Origin of the sequence: Mycobacterium sp. pUA109, assembly GCF_041287095.1 — a bacterium.
Classification (GTDB): Bacteria; Actinomycetota; Actinomycetes; order Mycobacteriales; family Mycobacteriaceae; genus Mycobacterium.
This window is the reverse complement of record NZ_JBGGKS010000005.1, coordinates 226,683-244,454: the sequence shown is the minus strand read 5'-3', so window position 1 is coordinate 244,454 and position 17,772 is coordinate 226,683. Positions and strand designations below refer to the sequence as shown.

At 69.4% G+C, this 17,772-nt stretch carries 20 protein-coding genes; 10 read left to right on the top strand and 10 right to left on the bottom strand.

The features are described 5' to 3' along the window. Window positions 1–14 precede the first annotated feature (14 nt). Window positions 15–302, bottom strand: a complete 288-nt coding sequence (locus tag ACAG26_RS08365) for a hypothetical protein (RefSeq protein WP_370481106.1) — start codon at window positions 300–302, stop codon at window positions 15–17. A 200-nt stretch (window positions 303–502) separates the two neighbouring features. Here ACAG26_RS08365 and ACAG26_RS08360 point away from each other — a divergent pair, with 200 nt between their 5' ends. Both ACAG26_RS08360 and ACAG26_RS08355 read left to right on the top strand, forming a co-directional pair. Next, window positions 503–895 (top strand): hypothetical protein, encoded by a 393-nt coding sequence (locus ACAG26_RS08360; protein ID WP_370481105.1) that lies wholly within the window; start codon window positions 503–505, stop codon window positions 893–895. A 30-nt stretch (window positions 896–925) separates the two neighbouring features. Beyond that, entirely contained in the window at window positions 926–1,345 is a 420-nt protein-coding gene (locus ACAG26_RS08355; protein WP_370481103.1) for a hypothetical protein, read from the top strand. Here the strand turns inward: ACAG26_RS08355 and frdD are convergent, their stop codons facing one another. The 7 genes from frdD to ACAG26_RS08320 form a co-directional block, all read right to left on the bottom strand. Further along, window positions 1,346–1,705 (bottom strand): fumarate reductase subunit FrdD, encoded by a 360-nt coding sequence (frdD, locus tag ACAG26_RS08350; protein WP_370481101.1) that lies wholly within the window; start codon window positions 1,703–1,705, stop codon window positions 1,346–1,348. It abuts the gene before it with no gap. Beyond that, on the bottom strand, window positions 1,702–2,094 hold the full coding sequence (locus ACAG26_RS08345; protein WP_370481100.1) for a fumarate reductase subunit C: 393 nt from the start codon (window positions 2,092–2,094) through the stop codon (window positions 1,702–1,704). Before ACAG26_RS08345 ends, frdD begins: the two co-directional genes overlap by 4 nt. After that, on the bottom strand, window positions 2,091–2,834 hold the full coding sequence (locus ACAG26_RS08340) for a succinate dehydrogenase/fumarate reductase iron-sulfur subunit (protein WP_370481098.1): 744 nt from the start codon (window positions 2,832–2,834) through the stop codon (window positions 2,091–2,093). The genes ACAG26_RS08345 and ACAG26_RS08340 overlap by 4 nt, the downstream gene beginning before the upstream one ends. A 2-nt stretch (window positions 2,835–2,836) precedes the next feature. Continuing rightward, window positions 2,837–4,576, bottom strand: coding sequence for a fumarate reductase (quinol) flavoprotein subunit (gene frdA, locus ACAG26_RS08335; protein ID WP_370481096.1), 1,740 nt, complete (start codon window positions 4,574–4,576; stop codon window positions 2,837–2,839). Between the two features lie 9 nt (window positions 4,577–4,585). Beyond that, on the bottom strand, window positions 4,586–4,819 hold the full coding sequence (locus tag ACAG26_RS08330) for a hypothetical protein (protein ID WP_370481094.1): 234 nt from the start codon (window positions 4,817–4,819) through the stop codon (window positions 4,586–4,588). 96 nt (window positions 4,820–4,915) lie between these two features. Continuing rightward, the gene (locus ACAG26_RS08325; protein ID WP_370481092.1) at window positions 4,916–6,718 is read right to left on the bottom strand and encodes a glycoside hydrolase family 15 protein; all 1,803 of its coding nucleotides are present in this window, start codon (window positions 6,716–6,718) and stop codon (window positions 4,916–4,918) included. Continuing rightward, window positions 6,715–7,179 carry a GatB/YqeY domain-containing protein gene (locus tag ACAG26_RS08320; protein ID WP_370481091.1) on the bottom strand — a complete coding sequence of 155 codons (465 nt, stop codon included), beginning with the start codon at window positions 7,177–7,179 and terminating at the stop codon, window positions 6,715–6,717. Before ACAG26_RS08320 ends, ACAG26_RS08325 begins: the two co-directional genes overlap by 4 nt. Window positions 7,180–7,317: 138 nt before the next feature. Between ACAG26_RS08320 and ACAG26_RS08315 the strand changes: the two genes are divergently transcribed. Genes ACAG26_RS08315 through ACAG26_RS08295 form a run of 5 tightly spaced genes read left to right on the top strand, consistent with a single transcriptional unit; the run spans window position 7,318 to window position 12,575 of the window. Next, window positions 7,318–8,493 carry a hypothetical protein gene (locus ACAG26_RS08315; RefSeq protein ID WP_370481090.1) on the top strand — a complete coding sequence of 392 codons (1,176 nt, stop codon included), beginning with the start codon at window positions 7,318–7,320 and terminating at the stop codon, window positions 8,491–8,493. A 5-nt stretch (window positions 8,494–8,498) separates the two neighbouring features. After that, complete coding sequence (locus ACAG26_RS08310; protein WP_370481088.1) at window positions 8,499–9,149, top strand: DUF4129 domain-containing protein; 651 nt, start codon at window positions 8,499–8,501, stop codon at window positions 9,147–9,149. Beyond that, window positions 9,131–10,273: a DUF4350 domain-containing protein gene (locus tag ACAG26_RS08305; protein ID WP_370481086.1), complete on the top strand. Its 1,143-nt coding sequence runs from the start codon at window positions 9,131–9,133 to the stop codon at window positions 10,271–10,273. Before ACAG26_RS08310 ends, ACAG26_RS08305 begins: the two co-directional genes overlap by 19 nt. Next, window positions 10,270–11,253, top strand: coding sequence for an AAA family ATPase (locus ACAG26_RS08300; RefSeq protein ID WP_370481083.1), 984 nt, complete (start codon window positions 10,270–10,272; stop codon window positions 11,251–11,253). The genes ACAG26_RS08305 and ACAG26_RS08300 overlap by 4 nt, the downstream gene beginning before the upstream one ends. Beyond that, window positions 11,253–12,575 carry a DUF58 domain-containing protein gene (locus ACAG26_RS08295; RefSeq protein WP_370481081.1) on the top strand — a complete coding sequence of 441 codons (1,323 nt, stop codon included), beginning with the start codon at window positions 11,253–11,255 and terminating at the stop codon, window positions 12,573–12,575. The genes ACAG26_RS08300 and ACAG26_RS08295 overlap by 1 nt, the downstream gene beginning before the upstream one ends. Window positions 12,576–12,653: 78 nt before the next feature. Here ACAG26_RS08295 and ACAG26_RS08290 read toward each other — a convergent pair whose 3' ends face one another. Next, a complete protein-coding gene (locus ACAG26_RS08290) occupies window positions 12,654–13,646 on the bottom strand; it encodes a stage II sporulation protein M (RefSeq protein ID WP_370481079.1) in 993 nt (330 codons plus the stop codon). A 37-nt stretch (window positions 13,647–13,683) separates the two neighbouring features. Here ACAG26_RS08290 and ACAG26_RS08285 point away from each other — a divergent pair, with 37 nt between their 5' ends. Both ACAG26_RS08285 and ACAG26_RS08280 read left to right on the top strand, forming a co-directional pair. Beyond that, window positions 13,684–14,553 (top strand): RDD family protein, encoded by an 870-nt coding sequence (locus tag ACAG26_RS08285; RefSeq protein WP_370481077.1) that lies wholly within the window; start codon window positions 13,684–13,686, stop codon window positions 14,551–14,553. Window positions 14,554–14,650: 97 nt separating this feature from the next. Then, the gene (locus ACAG26_RS08280; protein WP_370481075.1) at window positions 14,651–15,358 is read left to right on the top strand and encodes a PadR family transcriptional regulator; all 708 of its coding nucleotides are present in this window, start codon (window positions 14,651–14,653) and stop codon (window positions 15,356–15,358) included. Between the two features lie 89 nt (window positions 15,359–15,447). Here the strand turns inward: ACAG26_RS08280 and glpK are convergent, their stop codons facing one another. Next, window positions 15,448–16,965 (bottom strand): glycerol kinase GlpK, encoded by a 1,518-nt coding sequence (gene glpK / locus ACAG26_RS08275; RefSeq protein ID WP_370481073.1) that lies wholly within the window; start codon window positions 16,963–16,965, stop codon window positions 15,448–15,450. Window positions 16,966–16,995: 30 nt separating this feature from the next. On the opposite strand from glpK, the gene ACAG26_RS08270 reads away from it, so the two are divergent. Continuing rightward, a complete protein-coding gene (locus tag ACAG26_RS08270; RefSeq protein WP_370481222.1) occupies window positions 16,996–17,772 on the top strand; it encodes a class I SAM-dependent methyltransferase in 777 nt (258 codons plus the stop codon).

The window sequence follows — 17,772 nt, the reverse complement described above, 5'->3', positions numbered from 1 at the left end:
GCCAGGGCATCGGGTTAATCGGGCGGCTCTTGCGGTTGGCCCGTGTCATCCTTAGGGCTGTCCTGCGCGTGTGGGGCCTCACCTGGCTCGCCGAATTTCGGGTTGCCCTCCTCGTCGAGCCAGTCGTTGATAGCGGTGCCGGCGACGGTTCCGCCGGTACCGGGCATCACGACCGTCGGGCGCTCGGTGTAGGCCTGCTCGACCCGGTGGGCTTTGGCGCTGCCTTGTTCATCGGTCTGCGGCGACTCGTACCTCGGCTGCTGTTGGTTGGTGTTCTCGGTTGGTTGGTTGTCTGCGCTCATCGTTTGTGTTCCTTCGTCCGTCCCTATCGAGGGCGCGGCCATCCACGGGTGCTGTCGGGTTACCCGTTGCAGCAGCGCACCCAAACGGCACGCCAAGCCATCGCCGGTCGCGCGCGGTTTCAGCCACCGCGCGAGCGCGAAGTGTAAGACGGGGAACCCCGAGGTCAGCCGCGTTCGCAGCTAAACCGATACTGTCCTGCGTGTGGCTGGACTGGGTGTTTTTGGGCGCGGTGGTCTGCGTCTTGGCCAGCTGGATGCTGCTGCGAACGGACCGCGAAGCGCCTCGGATCCACACGTTCGCCAAGAGCCTCATGCTCACCGGTTTATCTGTCGTCTCGGCGTATGTGGCGCTGTTCGCCGCCATCTGGTTGATTTGGCCGGTTTACATTCCGGTTGCGCGGCTTTTCGAGGAGGGACCGCTGCAAACGGCCGCCGTCTGGTTGCAGGCGGGCTTGATGTTTGCGGTCGTGGCGGTTCTGCTTCGGCGCAACCTCGTGACTGGGATTCCTGTACTGGTATTCGCCGCGGTCGCGGCGGGGTTTGGCGCGTGGGCTGTCCTGCACGCGTGGGATTGGATTCCCCATCCAAGCTGATGGTGGCCCGCCGGCCGATACCCTTCCGCCATGCGGGTGTCGAGAGTGCTCGGCCATGTCGGCTGGTGGGTGTTCATCGTCGGCCGGTTGCTGGGGGAACTGCCGGCGGGCGCAGTTCTACCGCGGCGCTACGCCGACCCGGCACCGGCGGACGGGTTCTGCGTCGCGAACGTGTTGGTGGCCGCGGCGTGGATCGCGCTGGTAATCGTGGTCATCGCCGCGATCGTTGACGCCGTGCTGTTGCGCCGGTGGTGGTTCGGCCTCGCGACGGCGGCTGCCCCCTTCCTGGGCGCCGTCATCGTCCTTTTTGCGCTGCATGAGCGAGCCGGATCCGCTGGCGGCAGCCTGCAATTGGGCTCGATCACCACTGCCGTGCTGGTCCTGCTAGGTATCGCGGTCCGCGAGGTGTGGAGCCGCAGCGTTGTCCCGTTGGTGTCCACCAATGGGTGATTACACGCCGAGCAACACCCAGCCCGCCACGATCGACCCCACCGCGGCGGCGCCGTAACAGCACAGCGCGATCGCCGGGTCGAATCGGCCCAGCTTCAGCCCGTGCTCGACGGTGAACCGGAACCGGTGCGCCCAATGGAACAGGGCGAGCAGGAACACGCCGAACAGCACCAGCTTTGTCAGCGGGTGGCCCAGCACCGCTGACAGGTGCGCATAGTCCGGCGCGTCGAGCCAGCCGAGCGGGAACACCACCCCGAACAACACCACCAGGATGGGCAGCACCAGCGCCGCCGCCATGCCGCCGGCGCTGAACAGCAGCCACAGAAACGGCTCGGCAACGTGCCGGCGCGGCGCGCTCATTTCAGCACCAGCCAGGCCACGAACGCCGAGATCACCAGCCACGCCGCGTAGTGCCCGGCCAGCACCGCACGGGCCGGCACCCGGCGTCCCCGCAGATGCAGCACCATGGCCCGCGGCGCCACACTGAACCAGGTCACCGCGTGCAGCAGCACGAACGCCAGGGTGACGACGTTCAGCGCCACCACCGCTGGCTGGGCGCTGAAGTCCAGGAAGCGCCGGTAGGCCTCCGGGCCGGCACCGACCGCGTGCACCAACGCCAGCAGAAACACCACGAACCAGGCCACGAAGACGCAGCTGATTTCGCGCAGCATGTACACCAGATACGAGCGCCGCCTAGCCCACCAAAACCTGGGGAACGGCTGGCGATACGGGCGCGCGGCGGTGGTCATCGTGCACCCCGGGGAAGCAGCAGCTGCTTGACCGAGTGGGTCGCTGCGGTCAGCTTGTAGCGTTGGATGGCGCCGGCCGGATCAACCCCCTTCGGGCAGGCCGTGGAGCATTCGCCCACATTCGTGCACGCCCACGCCCCGTCTGCCGCCGCCAGCACATCGCGCCGGTCGGCGGCGCCGTCGTCCCGCGAATCCAGGTTGTAGCGCTGCCCCAGCGCGATCGCCGCCGGACCCAGGAAGTGCGGATCCAACGCGTACACCGGGCACGCCGCGTAGCACAGCATGCAGTTAATGCACATGCTGAACTGCTTGAATTCGTCCAATTCGGCGGGGGTCTGCCGGTATTCACCGTCGTCGAGAGGCTGCTCGTCGTCGCGGATGATCCACGGCTTGACGGTCGGGAGTTTGGCCATGAAGTCGCTGATATCGACGACCAGGTCGCGGATCACCGGGAAGTTGCGCAGCGGCTCCACCCGCACCGGGCCGGGCAGGTAGTCGACCAAAAACGTCGCGCAGCCCAGTTGGGGGTCCCCGTTGACGGTCATCCCGCAGCTGCCGCAGATCCCCATCCGGCACGACCACCGGAAGCTCAGCGTCCCGTCCAGCTGATCCTTGATGTAGTTCAGGCCGTCCAGGATCGCCCATTGGCGATCGAAGGGCACCTCGTAGGTCTGCACCGCGGGCGCGGATTCGATCTCGGGTCGGTACCGCAACACTTCCATGGCGATTCGGTCTGCCATCACTACCTCCCATACACCCGTTCCCCCGGAGGCCAGCGCGTGATCGTGACCGGAAGGTAGTCGACCCGCGCGGTTCCGTCGGGTTCGCGATGAACCACGGTGTGCGCCAAGAAACGGTCGTCGTCGCGATGCGTAAAATCGGTGCGCTGGTGGGCGCCACGGGATTCTTCGCGCTGCAACGCAGATTCGATGATCGCCTGGGCGATGTCGAGCATCCCCGCCAATTCGAGCAGCGCGGTCAGCTCGGTGTTGAAGGTGCGGCTGTGGTCGTCGATGCCGGCATTGGCGAATCGCTCTTGCAACACCCGGATTTGGTCGGCGGCCTTGGTCAGGGCAGGCCCGTCGCGATAGATCCCGGCGGCGGTTTCCATGATGGTCTGCATCTCGGACCGGATGTCGGCGATACGTTCACGTCCCTCGGCGCGGCGGGCGAGTTCGCGTTGCAGCCGCTGCTCCTCGGCGCCGGCCTGCGTCTGCACCGCCGGCGAGGCGGCCCCGACCGTCGACGCGTACTGGGCGGCGGCCCGGCCCGCCCGGGCGCCGAAGACCAGGCACTCCGGCAGCGAGTTCGATCCCAGCCGGTTGGCGCCGTTGATGCTGACGCAAGCCGTTTCGCCGGCCGCAAACAGCCCGGGCAGCGGTGTGGCGCCGTCGATGTCGGTATGGACACCGCCCATCATGTAATGCACCACGGGCCGTACCGGGATCAGTTCGGTGACCGGGTCGATGTGTTGATAGTCGCGGCACAGTTCCCGCACGAACGGCAACTTGGCGTCGATCAGCTCGGCACCCAGGTGCCGTAGGTCGAGGTAGACGACATGGCCGTACGGGGTCTCGACGGTGCGCCCTTTCTCCTGTTCGTGCACGAACGCCTGCGACAACCGGCCCCGCGGCCCGAGTTCCATGCTGCGCAGCTTCGGTTCGGGGGTGGGGGTGCCGAGGTCGTAATCCTGCAGGTAGCGGTAGCCGTCCTTGTTGAGCAGCCAACCACCTTCCGCGCGTGCGGCTTCGGTGACCAAGATGCCGGTGAACGGCAGCCCGGTGGGGTGGTACTGGACGAACTCCATGTCCTTCAGCGGTGCGCCGGCCCGGAAGGCGAGCGCCATGCCGTCCCCGGTGCTGATGTTGGCGTTGGTGGTGAACGGAAATACCCGCCCGCATCCGCCGGTGCAGACCAGCACCGCGTCCGCGAGGATGGTTTCGATGCGTCCGGTGGCCAGCTCGACGGCGACCACCCCACCGACCCGTCCGTCGTCGACGAGCAGGGTGGTGGCGAACCACTCGTCGTAGCGCACGATGTCCGGGTAGGCCAGGATCCGCTGAAACAGTGTGTGCAGCATGTGAAACCCGGTCTTGTCGGCGGCGAACCAGGTGCGCTTCTTCTTCATTCCGCCGAATGCGCGAACCGCGATGCGTCCGTCCGGTTTACGGCTCCATGGGCAGCCCCAATGCTCCAGCTGCAGCAATTCGCGTGGCGCTTCGGCCACGAAAGCTTCGACCGCGTCTTGGTCACACAACCAGTCGCTGCCGGAAACCGTGTCGTAGGCGTGTTCGTCGAGGCTGTCGTCGTCACCGGCGACCGCGGCCGCACCGCCCTCCGCCGAGACGGTATGGCTGCGCATCGGATAGACCTTGGAGACGACCGCAATGCTGAGGCGCGGGTTGGTTTCGGCGATGGCGATGGCGGCGCGTAGGCCGGCGGCTCCGCCGCCGACCACCACGATATTGTGCGACGCGGTCATTGCCGCGTCTCACGCCTCGTGGTCACCGCTGTGCTCGTCGCGTAACACTTTGCCGTCGTGTCGAATGGTGCGCGACCGCACGGATCCGTCGTGATAGACGTGCCGGATCTCGCGACAGCCGCAGGAGAACCTGAGGTCGTTGTAGGCGAGGCCCTCGTCGTCACCTTCGATGTGGTGATCGCCCTCGGCCATCCGCCCGCATGGCGCCTTCTGTTTGGGAAAGTGGGTTGTGGTGGCAACCATCATCCCGCCCCCTAAGATCTTGAACGTGACTTAGGTCACATTCAGGGTAGGCTTTGCGGGACTGCGCGTCCAGCGCCCCGGACGATCGCGCGCTGGCTACCGGCGCGGGTCGCCGTTGCGGGTTTGTGTCGATGCGCCACCGAGCTGACGGGCGGTGTTGACCAGGCCGACCATGCTGAACGCCTGCGGGATGTTGCCCACCTGTCGGCGTGCGACGGTGTCGTATTCCTCGCTGAGCAACCCGACGTCGTTACGCAGCCCCAGCAGCCGCTCGAACAGGGTGCGGGCCTCGTCGCGGCGACCGATGCCGTGCAGCGCGTCGGCCAGCCAGAACGTACACACCAAAAACGCACCCTCGCTGCCGGGCAGGCCGTCGACGGAGCCTTGCGGGTCGGCGCCGTAGCGCATCAGGAAGCCATCGTTGGCCAGCTCGTTTTGCACGGCGTCGACGGTGCCGATTACCCGCGGATCGTCCCACGGCAAGAAGCCGACCCGGGGAATCAGCAACAGGGCGGCATCCAGGCCGGCCGAGTCGTAGAACTGGGTGAAGGTGTTGCGTTCGGCGTCATACCCATGCTGGCAGACGTCGGCGTGGATGCGGTCGGCCAGCGCGCGCCACCGGTCCAGCGGACCGTCCAGCCCCTGGGTTTCCACCGTGTGCACGGCACGGTCGATCCCCGCCCACGCCATCACCTTCGAGTGCACGAAATGCCTTCTGGGGCCGCGAACTTCCCACAACGAGGAGTCCGGCTGGTCCCAATTGCCTTCCAGGAAGTCCAACAGCGCCCGCTGGATATCCCAGGCGGTTTCCACCGCCTCCATCCCGGCTTCGCGCGCCAGGTGCAGGCCGTCGAGGACCTCGCCCCACACGTCGAGCTGGAACTGGCCGGCGGCCTCATTGCCGATCCGCACCGGTGCCGAGCCTTCATACCCTGACAGCCAGTCCAGGGTCAGTTCGGGCAGCCGCCGGGTGCCGTCGAGGCCGTACATGATCTGTAGCTTCGCCGGATCGCCGGCGACCGCCCGGACCAGCCAGTCCCGCCACGCCTTGGCTTCGTCGATGTAGCCGGTGCCCAGCAGTGCTTGCAGGGTGAAGGTGGCGTCCCGCAACCAGCAGTACCGATAGTCCCAATTACGGACTCCGCCAATGGCTTCGGGAAGCGACGTGGTCGCGGCGGCAAGGATACCGCCGGTCGGGGCGTAGGTGAGCGCCTTGAGCGTGATCAGGGCACGGCGCACCGCGGCCGACCACTCACCGCGGTAGCTGCATCGGTCGATCCAGTTCTGCCAAAACGCCTCGGTCTTGGCCAGTGCGCGTTCGGCCTCCGAGCGCACCGCGTCGGGCAGGCGATGCGATTCGACGTGGTTGAGCACGAACGGCACCCGCTCGCCGGCGGCCACCTCGAACTCCGCGACGGTGGACAGGTGCTCGCCGCGCACCTTGACCGGGGTGCTCAGGCACAGGGTGTCCGGCCCGGCGACCGCGACGAGCCCGTAGTCGCTGCGCCGGATCCAGGGCACCACGTGCCCGTAGTCGAATCGGATCACCAAATCCATCCGCATCGACACCCGCCCGGACAGCCCTTCGACGATCCGGACCAGGTCGGCGGCGTGACCGCGCGGCGACATGAAATCGGTGACCCGCACCGAGCCAGAATCGGTGTCCCACTCGGTGTCCACGATCAGCGTGTCACCGCGGTAACTGCGCCGGGTGGCCGGGCCGTGGCCGGCGGGGGCGAGCCGCCAGTAGCCGGCGGACTCGTCGTGCAGCAGCGCCGCAAAACACGCCGGCGAATCGAACCGGGGCAGGCACAACCAGTCGATGCTGCCGTCGCGGCCGAGCAACGCAGCCGTGTGCAGGTCACCGAGCAGCGCGTAGTCCTCGATCCGCGCGGTCAAAGGCGTCCCTTGACCGCGGCGGCCAGCCGGGCGCCGTCGACCTTGCCCGCCGTGATCGCGGTGGCGGCTTTCATCACCAGGCCCATCTGTTTCATGCCGGGCCGCTCACCGAGTTGTTCGGCGACCTGGGCCAGCGCGGTGTCGACGACATCGGCCACCTCACCGTCGGATAGCGGCGGCGGCAGGTACTCGTCGATGATGCGCGCCTCGGCGTGTTCCTCGGCGGCCAGCTCACCGCGGCCGTTTTGGGTGTAGATCTCGGCCGCCTCCGCCCGCTTGCGGGATTCCCGGGCCAACACCTTGAGCACCTCGTCGTCGGACAGCTCGCGCGCCTGCTTGCCGGAGACCTCTTCGGTTTGAATCGCCGCCAGCAACATCCGCAGGGTCGCGGTGCGCAACTTGTCCTGTGCTTTCATCGCATCGGTCAGATCGGCCCGCAACTGGGCTTTGAGTTCCGCCATGGTGCAAACGCTACGCTGGCCGACGGCCGCGCACCGGTACCCGGCTGGCTTCGCGAAACGTTGAGAAACGCCGCCCCGGTCGGACAGGATGGGAGCCATGTTCCGCACCGACGACGTCGCTGCCGGGCGCTCCGCGTGGTGAGCCCGCCGCCGCCCGGTAGCCCTGGTTACCCGCCGCCCGGTTACGGGCCACCGGGCTACCCGCCGCCGGGTTACGGCTACCCCGGCTACCCCCCGCCGGGTTACGGGCCACCCGGTTATCCGCCGCCGGGTTACGGGCCGCCGGGCTATCCGCCACCGGGCGGTGCTGCACCGCACGGCTATTTCCCAGTTGGTCCGCCGCCGGCGCTCAAGCCCGGGGTGATCCCGCTGCGGCCGCTGTCACTCAGCGACATCTTCAACGGTGCCGTCGGCTACATCCGCACCAATCCGAAAGCCGCGCTGGGGCTGACGACCGTGGTGGTCGTCGCCATGCAACTGGTGCTGCTCGCGGTCAACATCGGGCCGCTGGCCGCACTCAACCGGTCGGCGCAGGGACCTGCCCCCGACCTGTCCGGCAGCGACGTGGCCGTGTCGATGCTCAGCGTCATCGCGGGGGTGATCGCGACGGGGTTGGGCGGCGTCGTGCTCAACGGCCTGTTGACCGTGGTCGTTGGCCGGGCCGTGTTTGGTTCCTCGATCACCGTCGCCGACGCGTGGACCAAGGTGCGCGGCCGGTTGCTGCCGCTGATCGGCCTGGCCGCGCTGATGGGTCTGGGCACCGTGGCGGCGGCCGGGGTGGTGACGCTGATCCTGGTCGCCGCGGGCACCGCCGGCGGGCCGGCCGCCGCGATCCTGCTCGGTCTGCTGCTGGTACCCGCGGCCATCGCCGGCTACGGCTACCTGTACACCATGTTGAGCTTCGCGTCACCGTTGATCGTGCTGGAGCAGCTCCCGATCCTTGCCGCGGCGCGCCGGTCGTTCGCGTTGGTCCGCAACAGCTTCTGGCGGGTGCTGGGCATCTTGTTGTTGGCCGGCCTGGTCGCCTATCTGGTCGCCAGCGTGGTGGGGTCACCGTTCAGCATCGCCGGTGCGCTGCTGACCGTCAGCTCGGGCTCGACCACACCGGCGCCGCTGGCGTCCGCGCTCTCGACGGTGGGGTCGACAATCGGGCAGGTCATCACCGCCCCGTTCAGCGCCGGCGTGGTGGTGCTGCTCTACACCGACCGGCGGATCCGGGCCGAGGCCTTCGACCTGGTGCTGCAGACCGGCGCTGCCCACCCACCAACGGCGACGGACTCCACCGACGTCTTGTGGCTGACCCGGCCGGTGTGACACTGATGCCCGCCATCGACATCGATCGCGACGCCGCGCATCAAGCAGCGCAGCGCGAACTCAGCAAGCCGATCTATCCCAAAGACTCGCCCTCCCAACGCTTCATCGACGGCATCGAGCGGATGCTGCGCCACCTGGCGGCGCATGGTTCCACGGTGCCCGGCGGGTGGTTCACCCTCAGCGTGCTGTTGATTGGGCTGATCGCCGCCGCGGTGGTGACGATTCGCATCGCGCGACGCACGCTGCGCACCAACCGCGGCGGTGACTACCGGCTGTTCGGTCCCGCCGAGCTGGGCGCCGCCGAGCATCGTGCCACCGCCGAGGGCTGCGCGGCCGTGGCCGACTGGGCGGGCGCGATCCGGCATCGGCTTCGTGCCGTCGCACGTCAGTTGGAGGAAGACGGCGTGCTCACTGCGGTCCCGGGACGCACCGCCAATGAGTTGGCCCGCGACGCCGGGGACGCGCTACCCCAGCTGGCCGCCGAGTTGGGCAGCGCCGCCGCGGCGTTCAACGATGTCAGCTACGGCGAGCTGCCCGGTACCCCCGCCGGCTACCGGGTGGTCGCCGACCTCGACGACCACCTGCGCTCGCACCCTGCCGGCGGTCCGCCCGTCGCCGCCGGGCCGGCCCCGGATCGATGGGTTCAGATCCGGTGACCGCGGTCGCCACCCGGCCGCCCACCGGCCCCCGTGGCCGCACCTGGTGGTGGACGGCGCTGGCGCTGATCGTCATCGTCGCGGTGGCCGCGCTGAGCGCCTATCTGACCGCGCCCCGGCCCGGCGGCCCGATGGATCCGACGTCGACCGGTTCCGACGGCGGCCACGCGTTGGTGGCGTTGCTGCGCGATCACGGTGTGGACGTCGTGCTCGCCGACAACATCGGTGCCGTCGAGCACCAAGCCCGCCCCGATACCCAGCTGTTGATCGCCGAAACGCCGCAACTGACCAACAAGCTGCTGCAGCGGCTGGCCGACGTTCCTGGGGACCGGCTGCTGGTGGCACCCACCGGACGCGCCCGCGAGGCGCTGGCCCCCGACATCAAACCGCGCAGCGTCGCCATCGTCACGCACCGGCCGTCGTGCGGGTTGCGTGCGGCAAATCAGGCCGGACCGGTGGATTTGTACAGCGCCGAAACCTACACCGCCGACCGGCCGGTGATCAGCTGCTATGACGGCGCCGTGGTCAGCTACCGAGACCGCGGGCGCACCGTCACCGTGGTCGGCAGCGCCTACTTCCTGATGAACAAGGGGCTGCTCAGCGAGGGCAACGCCGCCCTGGCGATGAACCTCGCCGGTGCCCGACCGCGGTTGATCTGGTATGCACCCCAGCACGTTGAGGGCGAATCATCCGGTGCGGCAAGCATCCTCGATTTGATCCCGGACAATGTCAGCTGGCTGGTCTGGCAGCTGGGGCTGGTGGTGCTGCTGCTGGCGCTGTGGAAGGGTCGGCGCCTCGGCCCGCTGGTGGCCGAGCAACTGCCGGTGGTGGTGCGGGCCTCGGAGACCGTCGAGGGCCGCGGTCGGCTGTACCGGTCGCGGCGGGCCCGCGACCGCGCCGCCCAAGCACTGCGGACCGCGACGCTGCAGCGGCTGCTGCCCCGCCTCGGGCTGGCCGGCACTGCGCCGCAACCGGCGGTGGCGATGGCCGTCGCCCAGCGCAGCGGGGCGAACCCGGCGGTGATGCAGCACATCCTGTTCGGCCCCCCACCGGATTCCGACACCGGCCTGCTACAGCTTGCTCATGACCTCGACGACATCGAAAGGCAGGTCAGCCACTCGTGACACAGACTTCCCCGGCCGGTCCCCAGGCGCAGGCGAGCGAGACGGCGCGGAACGCGCTGCTGGCGTTACGCGCCGAAATCGCCAAAGTGGTGGTCGGACAGGATGCCGCGATCAGCGGGCTGGTGGTCGCGCTGCTGTGCCGTGGCCACGTGCTGCTCGAAGGCGTTCCCGGGGTGGCCAAGACGCTGCTGGTGCGTGCCTTGGCCGCCGCCCTGCACCTGGAGTTCAAGCGGGTGCAGTTCACCCCGGACCTGATGCCCGGTGACATCACCGGTTCGCTGGTCTACGACACCCGCACCGCGGCGTTCGAGTTCCGCGCCGGCCCGGTGTTCACCAACCTGATGCTGGCCGACGAGATCAACCGCACCCCGCCGAAAACCCAGGCCGCGCTGCTGGAAGCCATGGAAGAGCGGCAAATCAGCGTGGACGGCGAAGCCAAGCCGCTGCCGGACCCGTTCATCGTGGCCGCCACCCAGAACCCGATCGAATACGAAGGCACCTACCAGCTGCCCGAGGCGCAGTTGGACCGGTTCCTGCTCAAGCTCAACGTGCCGTTGCCGTCGCGGGACTCCGAGATCGCCATCCTGGCCAAGCATGCGCACGGCTTCGATCCCCGCGACCTGTCGGCGATCACCCCGGTGGCCGGGCCCACCGAGCTGGCGGCCGCCCGGGCGGCGGTGCAGCAGGTGCGGGTCGCCGACGAGGTGCTGGCCTACACCGTCGACCTGGTGGCCGCCACCCGCAACTCCCCGGCCCTGCACTTGGGTGTTTCGCCGCGCGGCGCGACCGCCCTGCTGGCCACGGCCCGGTCCTGGGCGTGGCTGTCCGGGCGCAACTACGTCACCCCGGACGACATCAAGGCCATGGCCCGCCCGACGCTGCGGCACCGGGTGGCGCTGCGCCCGGAGGCCGAACTCGAGGGCGCCACCCCCGACGCCGTCCTGGAGGGCATCTTGGCCTCGGTCCCGGTGCCCCGCTAGTGGTCCTGACCGGGCGCACCGCGCTGGTGGCGTTGATCGGTGCGGTGCCGATCACGCTGTCGCCGTGGCCGGCCACCGCGTTCGTCGCGCTGTTGGCCGCGTTGGCGGTCGCGGTGGCGATCGACGTCGGGTTGGCGGCCAGCCCGCGGGCGTTGCGCTTCACCCGCTCCCCGGACACGTCGGCGCGGCTGGGGGAACCGGTGCCGTCCACGTTGACGATCCACAACGCGGGGCGACGCCGGTTCCGCGGCCGGGTGCGCGACGCGTGGCCGCCCAGCGCCCGCGCCACACCGCGCAGCCGCCGCATCAACCTCGCCGCGGGGTCGGCCGCGCAGCTGACCACCTTGCTGCGGCCGGTGCGCCGCGGCGACCAGCCGGCCGCGTCGGTCACCGCGCGATCGGTCGGGCCGCTGGGGCTGGCCGGCCGCCAGCGCTCCACCACGGTGCCCGGGCAGGTCCGCATCCTGCCGCCGTTCCTGTCCCGCAAGCATCTGCCGTCCCGGCTGGCCCGGTTACGCGAACTCGACGGGCTGCTGCCGGTGCTGATCCGCGGCCAGGGCACCGAATTCGACTCGCTGCGCGAATACGTCGTCGGCGACGACGTCCGCTCCATCGACTGGCGGGCCACCGCGCGTCGCGCCGACGTGGTGGTGCGCACCTGGCGCCCCGAGCGCGACCGCCGCGTCGTCGTCGTGCTCGACACCGGCCGCACCGCGGCCGGCCGGGTCGGCGTGGACCCCACCGCCGGCGACCCGGGCGGTTGGCCGCGGCTGGACTGGTCGATGGACGCCGCGCTGCTGCTGGCCGCCCTGGCGGCCCGCGCCGGTGACCATGTGGACTTCCTGGCCCACGACCGGGTGACCCGCGCCGGGGTGTTCGGCGCGGGCCGCACCGAACTGCTGCCGCGACTGGTCGAGGCGATGGCCCCGCTGCAGCCGACCCTCGTCGAATCCGACGCCACCGCAATGGTTGCCGCCATCGCACGCCGGGTCCGGCGCCGCGCCCTGGTGGTGTTGCTGACCGACCTCAACCCCAGCGCCCTGGACGAGGGGCTGCTGCCGGTGTTGCCGCAGTTATCGACCAAGCATCAGGTGCTGCTGGCCGCGGTCGCCGATCCGCGGGTGGACCGGCTGGCGGCCGAACGCTCCGACGCCGCCGCGGTGTATGACGCGGCGGCCGCCGAACGCGCCCGCAATGACCGCCGGGCGATGGCGTCGCGGCTGCGGCACGTCGGCGTGGAGGTCGTCGACGCCGCGCCCGACGAGCTGGCCCCCGCGCTGGCCGACCGCTACCTGGCCATGAAGGCCGCCGGCCGGCTGTAATTTGCCGACCGCCGCGAGCAGACGCAAAAGCGCCCTAATCTCGTTGGAAAAGGGGGCTTTTGCGTCTGCTCGGCGTCGCTATCGGGTGGGCAGCACGTCGGGGGCGTCCTCGACATCGCCGGTCTGCCCGGCGATGTCGGCTTTTCGGCCGAAATACCCGATGTAGCCCAGGAACGCGGCCTCGGCCAGCACGCCGATGCCGATCCGTACCACCGTCGGCCACCGCGCCGGTGTCACGAACGCTTCGATCAACCCCGCCACCAGCAGCATCGCCACCAGTCCGGCGGCGACCGCGATCACCGCGCGGGCCTGCTCGGCCAGCGCCTGACCGCGCGGCCGATCCCCCGGCGCGATCGCCGTCCAACCCAGCCGCATCCCCGCCGCCGCAGCCAGGAACACCGCCGTCAGCTCCAGCAGCCCGTGCGGGGTGAGCATGCTCAGCATGAAGCCGCCCTTGCCGGCGGGAAACATCAGCCCGGCGATAACGCCGATATTGGCCGCGTTCGAAAACAGCATGAACGGGACCGGGAGACCCAACAGGATCGCGCAGCCGATCCCGGTGAGGGCCACCTTGACGTTGTTGACGAACACATGCAAGAAGAACGACGGCGACGGGTCCTCGCTGTAATACGAGGCGAAATCGTGGTTGATCAGATCGCCGATCTGGGTCGGGGTACCGATGGTGGCCTGCACCTCGGGGTTGCGGGCGACCCAGACCGCGATCACCACGGTGACCGAGACGAACGCCGCCGCGGTCGCCAACCACCACCACCGTGCGCGGTAGGCCACCACCGGGAACGACACCCGCCAAAAATGGGTGAACTCACGCCACAGTGGCGCGTGCGCGCCGGTGACCGCGGCGCGCGCCCGCGCCACCAGGCTAGACAGCCCGCCGACCAGCGCGGAATCCGAGGAGGCGGACCGCAGCATGGACAGATGGGTCGACACCCGCTGGTACAGCTCGACGAGCTCGTCGACTTCGGCACCGGTCAACCGCCGACGCTTCTTGACCAGCCAGTCGAGCCGGTCCCAGGTGGCGCGGTGGGCCAGCACGAACGCGTCGACATCCACCGGGTCAGGGTAGCTGCGCAGCCGGTAGCGTTGCGGTATGTCGCAGGTGGTGACCGGGGACGCCGTCGAACTCGACGTCAAGATCGCCCAGCTGCCGGTGCGGGCCATCGGCGCGCTGATCGACATCGTGGTGATGTTCACCGGCTACGTCGTGGGCGTGCTGCTGTGGTCGTTCACGCTGTTCCAATTCGACAAGGCGCTGTCCGCGGCGATCCTGATCATCTTCACCGTGCTGGTCCAGGTCGGCTACCCGGTCATCTGCGAGACCACGACGCGCGGCCGATCGCTGGGCAAGATCGCGATGGGTCTGCGCGTGGTCTGCGATGATGGCAGCCCGGAACGCTTCCGGCAGGCGGTGTTTCGAGCGTTGGCGTCAGTGGTGGAGATCTGGATGTTGGCCGGCAGCCCCGCCGTGATCTGCAGCCTGATCTCGCCGCGGGGCAAGCGGATCGGCGATCTGTTCGCGGGCACCGTGGTAATCAGCGAACGCGGCCCGCGGATGGCGCCGCCGCCGGTGATGCCCCCGGCGCTGGCGTGGTGGGCGTCGTCGCTGCAACTGTCCGGGCTGCGGCCCGAGCAGGCCGAGGTGGCCCGCCAATTCCTGTCCCGCGCACCACAACTCGATCCGCGGGTGCGTGACCAGCTGGCGTATCGGCTGGCCGGTGAGGTGCTGGCCCGGATCTCGCCGCCGCCCCCGCCGGGCACCCCACCGCAGTTCATGTTGGCGGCGGTGCTGGCCGAACGACACCGCCGGGAGCTCGCGCGGCTGCGGCCGCGCACCGGACCGGTCGCCCCGGCGGCCGGCGCGGCGCCGCCCGCCGCCGTGGCGCCGACCCACGGTAACGGGGCCGCGGCAGCACCGGTCGAGTCGTCGCCGACAAGCACCGGGTTCGCGCCACCGGACTGAGCAGACCGCCCCACGGTTGCCAACCGATAGTTTCCGATATATCGTCAACGTATCGGAAGCGCATCGGGTGCTTCCTTATCGAGAAGCGAGACAACCTATGACTCTCCCCTTCCCCCCGTTCGGGGGCCCCTTCGCGGACCGCCCGGCCGGCGACTTCGGTTTTGGCTTCGGTCCGCAGCAGCGTCGCGCGATGCACCAGGCCCGGCGCCAAGCCCGGCGGGACCTGCGCGCCCAGCTGCGCGGCCACGGCGCCGGACACGACGGCCCACCGTTCGGTTTCGGACCCGGCTTTGGCCCGGGCTTCGGTCCCGGTTTCGGGTTCGGACCCGGACCGCGCGGCGGACACCGCGGTCCCGGCGGCCGTCGCGGTCGCCGCGGCGATGTGCGCGCCGCCATCCTGGTCCTGCTCGCCGAGCGGCCCATGCACGGCTACGAGATGATCACCCAGATCGCCGAGCGCAGCCAGGACCTGTGGCGGCCCAGCCCCGGATCGGTGTACCCCACCCTGCAGCTGCTGGTCGATGAAGGCCTGATCGTCGCCAATGAAACCGACGGCAGCAAGAAGCTTTTCAAGCTGACCGAGGACGGTCGCGCCGCCGCGGACAAGGTCGAGACACCGCCGTGGGAGGAAATCACCGAGGGCGCCGACCCCGGTCATGTCAGCCTGCGCAAAGCGGTCGGTCAACTGTTCGGCGCGGTGGCCCAATCGGCGCATGCCGCGAGCCCGGAACAACAGCAGCGCATTGTCGACATCGTCAACAACGCCCGCCGCGAGGTCTACAACATCCTCAGCGAAACCGAATAACGGCCGCCCCTGGCGCGAGTGGCACTCTCACGACGCGACGCGCCGACGATGCGTCGTGAGAGTGCCACTCGGCGGTCCGCTAGGGACACTCAGGACACGTCGACCCAGTCCAGGGTGCGCTGCACGGCCTTCCGCCACCCGGCGTACGCCTCGGCGCGCTGCTCCTCGCTCCAACTCGGCGTCCAGCGTTTGTCCTCTTGCCAGTTGGCCCGCAGGTCCTCGGGGTCGCGCCAGAAGCCGACACCCAGCCCCGCGGCGTAGGCCGCACCCAGCGCAGTGGTCTCCGACACCACCGGCTTGACCACGTCGACGCCGAGCACATCGGCCTGGATCTGCATGCACAGGTCGTTGACGGTGATCCCGCCGTCGACCTTGAGCACCTCCAGGTGCACCCCGGCGTCGGCCTCCATCGCATCGACCACGTCGCGGCTCTGATAGCAGATCGACTCCAGGGTCGCCCGGGCCAGGTGCGCGTTGGTGTTGAACCGGGACAACCCGATGATCGCGCCGCGGGCATCGGAGCGCCAGTACGGGGCGAACAGCCCGGAAAACGCCGGCACGAAGTACATGCCGCCGTTGTCGGCGACCTGCCGGGCCAGCGACTCGCTTTGCGCCGCACCGCTGATGATGCCGAGCTGATCGCGCAGCCACTGCACCGCCGAGCCGGTGACGGCGATCGAGCCTTCCAGCGCGTAGATCGGTTTGGCGTCACCGAACTGGTAGCAGACGGTGGTCAGCAACCCGTTGGCCGACCGCACGATCTTCTCACCGGTGTTGAGCAGCAGGAAGTTTCCGGTGCCGTAGGTGTTTTTGGCCTCACCGGCAGCCAGGCACACCTGCCCCACCGTCGCCGCCTGCTGATCGCCGAGGATGCCGGTGATCGGCACCTCGCCGCCGGCCGGGCCCAGTTCGGCGGTAACCCCGTGCGGCCGCCGCGATGAGGACGGCGCGATCCGCGGCAGCATCGACCGCGGGATCGAGAAGAACGACAGCAGCTCGTCGTCCCAGTCCAGGGTTTCCAGGTTCATCAACATGGTCCGACTGGCATTCGTGACGTCGGTGACGTGGACCCCGCCGCGCGGCCCGCCGGTCAGATTCCACAGCACCCAGCTGTCGCAGGTGCCGAACAGCGCGTCACCGCGGTCGGCGGCCGCCCGCACCCCGTCGACGTTTTCCAAGATCCACTGCACCTTGCCGCCGGAAAAGTAGGTGGCGGGCGGCAATCCGGCCTTGCGCCGGATCACGTCGCCGCGACCGTCGCGGTCCAGCGCCGAGGCGATGTGGTCGGTGCGGGTGTCCTGCCACACGATGGCGTTGTAGTACGGGCGGCCGGTGTGTTTGTCCCAGACCAGCGTGGTTTCCCGCTGGTTGGTGATGCCCAGCGCCGCCAGGTCGCTGGCCTGCAGTTTGGTGGTGTTGAGCACCGAGATCAGCGCCGCCGCGGTGCGCTCCCAGATCTCGAACGGGTTGTGCTCCACCCAGCCGGCCCGCGGCAGGATCTGTTCGTGTTCGAGTTGGTGACGGCCCACCTCGGCGCCGTCGTGGTCGAAAATCATGCAGCGGGTGCTGGTGGTGCCCTGGTCGATGGAGGCGACGAAGTCGGCCAACGTGCTGCTCCTTCCGGTGCATCGTCCATGATGTCTTACATGCCCGGCGAAACCCGCGACATCGCCCGCATGCCGCGCGGCGGCTTTAACGCCTCCTGCCTGGATCGGCGGCTGCAGACCGACCGGCCGGAGTACCTGGACCGCGACGACGTCGACCACCTCAAACGGCAGGTAGTGCGGTCGCTGGAGGTGGTCGGGTCGTTATTCGGTGACCACCAGCGGTTCGCGCGGCTGGCGCTGGCCGAGGTCGCCGAGGTGCCCGACCCGAAGATCCTCGAGTTGGGCGCCGGCCACGGTGCGCTGTCCCGCGCGCTGCTGGAGAACCATCCCACCGCCGCGGTCACCGTCACCGACATCGAGCCCACCTCGGTGACCGCGATCGCCGCGGGCGACCTGGGCCGGCATCCCCGCGCGACGGTGCGGGAGATGGACGCCACCGCCATCGACGCCGCGGACCGGCAGTTCGATCTGGCGGTGTTCGCGCTGAGCTTTCACCACCTGCCCCCGCTCGCCGCGTCCCGGGTTTTCGCCGAGGGCACCCGGGTGGCCGACAAGCTGCTGATCATCGACCTGCCCCGCCCTCCGGCACCGCTGCATGTCATCCAGCTGGCCACCATGCTGCCGTTCGCGGCGGTGCTCCCGCTCGCGCACGACGGGGTGATCAGCTCGCTGCGCGCCTACAGCCCGTCGGCGTTACGGGCGCTGGCCGCCCACGCCGATCCGGCGATCCGGGTCGAGTTGCGCGGCGGCGGATTCGCGCTGCCGCTGCGCCCCAACCCGCAGGTCGTAGTGGCGTCGCGCCGGTAG

Bases quoted from the DNA above. Each gene is read 5' to 3' on its own strand.
- ACAG26_RS08365 (WP_370481106.1), bottom strand. From the start codon at position 302: ATGAGCGCAGACAACCAACCAACCGAGAACACCAACCAACAGCAGCCG.
- ACAG26_RS08355 (WP_370481103.1), top strand. From the start codon at position 926: ATGCGGGTGTCGAGAGTGCTCGGCCATGTCGGCTGGTGGGTGTTCATC.
- frdD (WP_370481101.1), bottom strand. From the start codon at position 1,705: ATGAGCGCGCCGCGCCGGCACGTTGCCGAGCCGTTTCTGTGGCTGCTG.
- ACAG26_RS08345 (WP_370481100.1), bottom strand. From the start codon at position 2,094: ATGACCACCGCCGCGCGCCCGTATCGCCAGCCGTTCCCCAGGTTTTGG.
- ACAG26_RS08340 (WP_370481098.1), bottom strand. From the start codon at position 2,834: ATGGCAGACCGAATCGCCATGGAAGTGTTGCGGTACCGACCCGAGATC.
- frdA (WP_370481096.1), bottom strand. From the start codon at position 4,576: ATGACCGCGTCGCACAATATCGTGGTGGTCGGCGGCGGAGCCGCCGGC.
- ACAG26_RS08330 (WP_370481094.1), bottom strand. From the start codon at position 4,819: ATGGTTGCCACCACAACCCACTTTCCCAAACAGAAGGCGCCATGCGGG.
- ACAG26_RS08320 (WP_370481091.1), bottom strand. From the start codon at position 7,179: ATGGCGGAACTCAAAGCCCAGTTGCGGGCCGATCTGACCGATGCGATG.
- ACAG26_RS08310 (WP_370481088.1), top strand. From the start codon at position 8,499: ATGCCCGCCATCGACATCGATCGCGACGCCGCGCATCAAGCAGCGCAG.
- ACAG26_RS08305 (WP_370481086.1), top strand. From the start codon at position 9,131: ATGGGTTCAGATCCGGTGACCGCGGTCGCCACCCGGCCGCCCACCGGC.
- ACAG26_RS08285 (WP_370481077.1), top strand. From the start codon at position 13,684: ATGTCGCAGGTGGTGACCGGGGACGCCGTCGAACTCGACGTCAAGATC.
- ACAG26_RS08280 (WP_370481075.1), top strand. From the start codon at position 14,651: ATGACTCTCCCCTTCCCCCCGTTCGGGGGCCCCTTCGCGGACCGCCCG.
- ACAG26_RS08270 (WP_370481222.1), top strand. From the start codon at position 16,996: ATGTCTTACATGCCCGGCGAAACCCGCGACATCGCCCGCATGCCGCGC.